General features: G+C 69.8%; 3 protein-coding genes and 1 pseudogene. 3 read left to right on the top strand and 1 reads right to left on the bottom strand.

Annotation, left to right across the window (positions count from 1 at the left end; translation table 11 throughout):
- The 3 genes and pseudogenes from dnaA to AOK18_RS19765 all read left to right on the top strand — a co-directional run.
- The coding region (dnaA, locus tag AOK18_RS19775) for a chromosomal replication initiator protein DnaA (protein WP_338119125.1) at positions 1-1,617 on the top strand (1,617 nt) is incomplete at its 5' end.
- 1,164 nt (positions 1,618-2,781) lie between these two features.
- Complete coding sequence (gene dnaN / locus AOK18_RS19770; protein WP_055570369.1) at positions 2,782-3,912, top strand: DNA polymerase III subunit beta; 1,131 nt, start codon at positions 2,782-2,784, stop codon at positions 3,910-3,912.
- Positions 3,913-4,171: 259 nt separating this feature from the next.
- Positions 4,172-4,801, top strand: a pseudogene (locus tag AOK18_RS19765) (NADP-dependent phosphogluconate dehydrogenase); the annotation flags it as partial.
- Here the strand turns inward: AOK18_RS19765 and AOK18_RS35445 are convergent.
- A complete protein-coding gene (locus AOK18_RS35445) occupies positions 4,702-4,911 on the bottom strand; it encodes a hypothetical protein (RefSeq protein WP_420865627.1) in 210 nt (69 codons plus the stop codon). The pseudogene AOK18_RS19765 and the gene AOK18_RS35445 sit on opposite strands and share 100 nt — an antisense overlap.
- Between the last annotated feature and the right edge of the window lie 138 nt (positions 4,912-5,049).

The raw sequence follows: 5,049 nt of genomic DNA, 5'->3' as shown, positions 1-5,049 counted from the left end.
CGGGGCGGCGCGCCGGGCGTCATGGACCCCGGGCCACTCCTGCCACTAACGTCCCGGAGCGTGCCCGACGACGCAGCGCCCGCCCGCGCGGGAACACCCACGCAGACCCCGACACAGCCACCGGCACCGCCGCGGACGCCACCGCGGCCCCGCCGGGGAGCGGGGGCCTGGACCGGCCTGGTCCTGGTCCTGGCCCTGCTCCTGGGGACCCTGGTGTTCCTCGGCTTCCCGGACCGCGACCCGTACGCCTCGCCGTCCCAGGAGACATACGGCCCCCAGGACGGCTACGGCGGCGCGCCCTCGCAGGACTACCGTCCGCAGCCGATGGAACGTGCCCCCTACGACCAGCAGCGCGCCGACTACGAGCCGTCCCGGGCGGAGTACGACCGCGGCGACTACGGCCGCAAGGACTACGAGCGCGGCGACCACGACCAGCGCGACGCGGCCCGCCGCGAGCTGCCGGAGCCCCCCTCCGGAGCGGGTCACGTCCACCGCGGCGGCCCCGTCGGCCCGAACCTGCCCGCCAGCGGCGCGCCCGGCCCGTTGGCCGCGCAGCCCGCGCCGGCGACCGGCCCGGGTGAACCGACCGCGCGGCTGAACCCGAAGTACCTCTTCGACACGTTCGTCATCGGCGCCTCCAACCGCTTCGCGCACGCGGCGGCGGTGGCGGTGGCCGAGGCCCCCGCGAAGGCGTACAACCCGCTCTTCATCTACGGGGAGTCCGGGCTCGGCAAGACGCACCTGCTGCACGCGATCGGGCACTACGCGCGCAGCCTCTACCCCGGCACGCGCGTGCGGTACGTGAGCTCGGAGGAGTTCACCAACGAGTTCATCAACTCCATCCGCGACGGCAAGGGCGACAGCTTCCGCAAGCGGTACCGGGAGATGGACATCCTGCTGGTCGACGACATCCAGTTCCTCGCGGACAAGGAGTCGACGCAGGAAGAGTTCTTCCACACCTTCAACACGCTGCACAACGCCAACAAGCAGATCGTGCTCTCCAGCGACCGGCCGCCCAAGCAGCTGGTGACCCTGGAGGACCGGCTGCGGAACCGTTTCGAGTGGGGTCTGATCACCGACGTCCAGCCGCCGGAGCTGGAGACGCGGATCGCGATCCTGCGCAAGAAGGCGGTGCAGGAACAGCTCAACGCCCCGCCGGAGGTGCTGGAGTTCATCGCCTCCCGGATCTCGCGGAACATCCGCGAGCTGGAGGGCGCGCTGATCAGGGTGACGGCCTTCGCCTCGCTCAACCGGCAGCCGGTGGACCTCGGGCTCACCGAGATCGTCCTGAAGGACCTGATGCCCGGCGGGGACGACTCCTCGCCGGAGATCACCTCGACGGCGATCATGGGCGCGACCGCCGACTACTTCGGGCTCACGGTCGAGGACCTGTGCGGCACCTCGCGCGGCCGCGCGCTGGTGACCGCGCGGCAGATCGCGATGTACCTGTGCCGCGAGCTGACCGACCTGTCACTGCCGAAGATCGGCGCGCTCTTCGGCGGCCGCGACCACACGACGGTGATGCACGCGGACCGGAAGATCCGCAATCTGATGGCGGAGCGGCGCTCCATCTACAACCAGGTCACCGAGCTCACCAACCGCATCAAGGCCGGCTGAGGCCTCTCCGTCCCGCAGCGGGCGCTCCCGGGACGAGGAGGCGGCGCCGGGCCGCCCTTCGCGGGTGCGAGGAGATCCGGCACCCGCCCGCAGCCGTCCTTCCCCCCTTCTTCGTGCTCCGGGCGGACCCGTCCCCTCGGAGAACCGTCGGGCACCCGGAAAGGGGCGTCTCCGGGCCACGTCCGGGGACGCCCCTTTCCCGTACGCCCCGACCCACCGGCCCGCCCGCCGGTGGTCCCGGAAGACCTTCGGGTGTCCTCAGCCGCCGCCGCACGTGCCGGCCGCCGCCTCGGTCGCCTCCCCCGGCCGTTCTCCCGCCGTCCTCGCGTCCATCGGTTCCCGGTCGCCCGGTCGTCCGGCCGCCCAGGAGGTCCCGTCCGCTGTTCCCTTTCGGCACCGGGTTACGGCCTTCCTCCACAGATTCGGCAAGTTTTTCCCGTCCACATCCTGGGGACCGCGAAGTTGTCCCGATCCTGTCCACAGGGCTGCCCGATGGGGCACTATCAGGCCTGGTCAGTTGGCTGTGGATGCGTGGACAAGTGATCTCCACAGCCTGTGGACGAAACGGTCGTCCACAGGCTGTGGACAAAGTTTTCCACGGACAACCCACAGGCTGAGACCGGTTGTCCCCAGCGATCATCCGCTTCTCCACACGTCTGTCCACTGTTCGGCAACGCGGAGCCCGTCCTCACTGGGTCGAGTGAAAGGCGTCACATCAAGGTGCCGAGGAGGCCTGTGGGAAAGACCGGCAAACCTGGGGACGGAGCTGGGGAGAACTCGGCCCCACCTGTGCACGGAGTGTGCAGAACTTTCTGTTCTCCACAGACACCCCGAGTTGTCCACCGGCTCCGCCCACAGGGTCAGTGGACAAAATCTAGGCCCTGAGCTGCGGAAACGAGGTTATCCACGGTATCCACAACCCCTACTACTACTCCCAACTAGAGAGAGCGAGGAATCCGTTTCGAAGGGGGCCCTGTGCACAACTCGCCGCATCTCCGCCGACTGCCCCTCGGCACGACTTGACCTCGAGGGGCACCTACTGTCAGTGCAGTGCGTCAGACTGGTCCCGGTGTCCTTGCCCTCCCAGAGGCCGAGCACACCGAGTCAGATGACGAAGGCGAAGCAGGGCGCGAGAACGCCGGCAACAGCAGGAGGCGGCTTACGGTGAAGATCCGGGTGGAACGCGACGTACTCGCGGAGGCAGTGGCCTGGGCGGCGCGCAGTCTCCCGGCCCGTCCGCCGGCGCCGGTCCTCGCAGGCCTGCTGCTGAAGGCCGAGTCGGGACAGCTGAGCCTGTCCAGCTTCGACTACGAGGTCTCCGCGCGGGTCTCGGTGGAGACGGAGGTCGAGGAGGAGGGCACGGTACTCGTCTCGGGCCGGCTGCTCGCCGACATCTGCCGGGCTCTCCCCAACCGGCCGGTGGAGATCTCCACGGACGGTGTACGGGCGACGGTGGTCTGCGGCTCCTCGCGGTTCACGCTCCACACCCTGCCGGTGGAGGAGTACCCGGCCCTGCCGCAGATGCCGAACGCGACGGGCACGGTGCCCGGTGAGGTCTTCGCGTCCGCCGTGCAGCAGGTCGCCATCGCGGCGGGCCGCGACGACACCCTGCCCGTCCTGACCGGTGTCCGCATCGAGATCGAGGGCGACACGGTGACGCTGGCCTCCACGGACCGCTACCGCTTCGCGGTCCGCGAGTTCCTGTGGAAGCCGGAGAACCCGGACGTCTCCGCGGTCGCCCTGGTGCCCGCCAAGACGCTCCAGGACACCGCCAAGGCGCTGACCAGCGGCGACCAGGTGATCCTGGCGCTGTCCGGTTCGGGTGCGGGCGAGGGCCTGATCGGCTTCGAGGGCGCGGGCCGGCGCACCACCACGCGTCTGCTGGAGGGCGACCTCCCGAAGTACCGCACGCTGTTCCCGACCGAGTTCAACAGCGTCGCCGTCATCGAGACCGCCCCCTTCGTGGAGGCCGTCAAGCGTGTGGCCCTGGTCGCGGAGCGCAACACCCCGGTGCGGCTGAGCTTCGAGCAGGGCGTGCTCATCCTGGAGGCCGGTTCCAGCGACGACGCACAGGCTGTGGAAAGGGTCGACGCCCAGCTGGAGGGCGACGACATCTCGATCGCCTTCAACCCCACGTTCCTGCTGGACGGCCTGAGCGCCATCGACTCCCCGGTGGCCCAGCTGTCGTTCACCACGTCCACCAAGCCCGCGCTGCTCAGCGGCAGGCCCGCGGTGGACGCGGAGGCGGACGACGCCTACAAGTACCTGATCATGCCGGTGCGGCTCAGCGGCTGACCTCGCCCGCCCGTCCACGGGCGGACGCAGTCCTTCCGGGTCCGGACGCCGGACCGCGGGTGGGTGCCGGCGCGTGCCGGACCCGGAAGCGGCGCAGGACGTCCGGCCGGCCGGTGGTGAAGCCGCAGGTGAGGGCATGCGCATGAGCGCGTATGCCCACAGATGTGCGTGAGCGCCCGGGTTTAGGGTCGGGGCGGTACGTAAGTGCCGCGGCACGCTCGTGCCGCCACGCCACGTCGCAACCTAAGGAACACAACTGATGGAGCTCGGTCTCGTCGGCCTCGGCAAGATGGGCGGCAACATGCGCGAGCGGATTCGCCGCGCGGGCCACACCGTTCTCGGATACGACCGCAACCCGGACCTCGCCGACGTCCACAGCCTGGAAGAACTCGTGGGCAAGCTCGAGGGCCCGCGCGTGGTCTGGGTGATGGTTCCGGCGGGCGAGGCCACCCAGTCGACCATCGACGAACTCGCCGTGCTGCTGCAGCCCGGCGACGTGGTCGTGGACGGCGGCAACTCCCGCTGGACGGACGACGAGAAGCACGCCGGGGAACTGGCGGCCAAGGGGATAGGTTTCGTCGACTGTGGGGTCTCCGGAGGCGTCTGGGGCCTGGAGAACGGCTACGCGCTGATGTACGGCGGCGACGAGGAGCACGTCGCCAAGGTGCAGCCGGTCTTCGACGCGCTGAAGCCGGAGGGCGACTTCGGCGCGGTGCACGCGGGCAAGGTCGGGGCCGGGCACTTCGCGAAGATGGTCCACAACGGCATCGAGTACGCGATGATGCAGGCCTACGCCGAGGGCTGGGAGCTGCTGGAGAAGGTCGACTCGGTGGACAACGTCCGCGAGGTGTTCCGCTCCTGGCAGGAGGGCACGGTCATCCGCTCCTGGCAGGAGCGGAACACCTCGCGGACGTTGTCCACCGAGTCGACCTTCTCCAGCAGCTCCCAGCCCTCGGCGTAGGCCTGCATCATCGCGTACTCGATGCCGTTGTGGACCATCTTCGCGAAGTGCCCGGCCCCGACCTTGCCCGCGTGCACCGCGCCGAAGTCGCCCTCCGGCTTCAGCGCGTCGAAGACCGGCTGCACCTTGGCGACGTGCTCCTCGTCGCCGCCGTACATCAGCGCGTAGCCGTTCTC

Source organism: Streptomyces prasinopilosus, assembly GCF_001419695.1.
In the GTDB taxonomy this organism is placed as follows: domain Bacteria; phylum Actinomycetota; class Actinomycetes; order Streptomycetales; family Streptomycetaceae; genus Streptomyces; species Streptomyces prasinopilosus.
The sequence above is the reverse complement of the archived record's forward strand: the minus strand, read 5'-3'. Positions and strand labels throughout refer to the sequence as shown.

Coding starts and splice junctions, on each gene's coding strand:
- AOK18_RS35445 (WP_420865627.1), bottom strand. CDS start 4,911: ATGGTCCACAACGGCATCGAGTACGCGATGATGCAGGCCTACGCCGAG.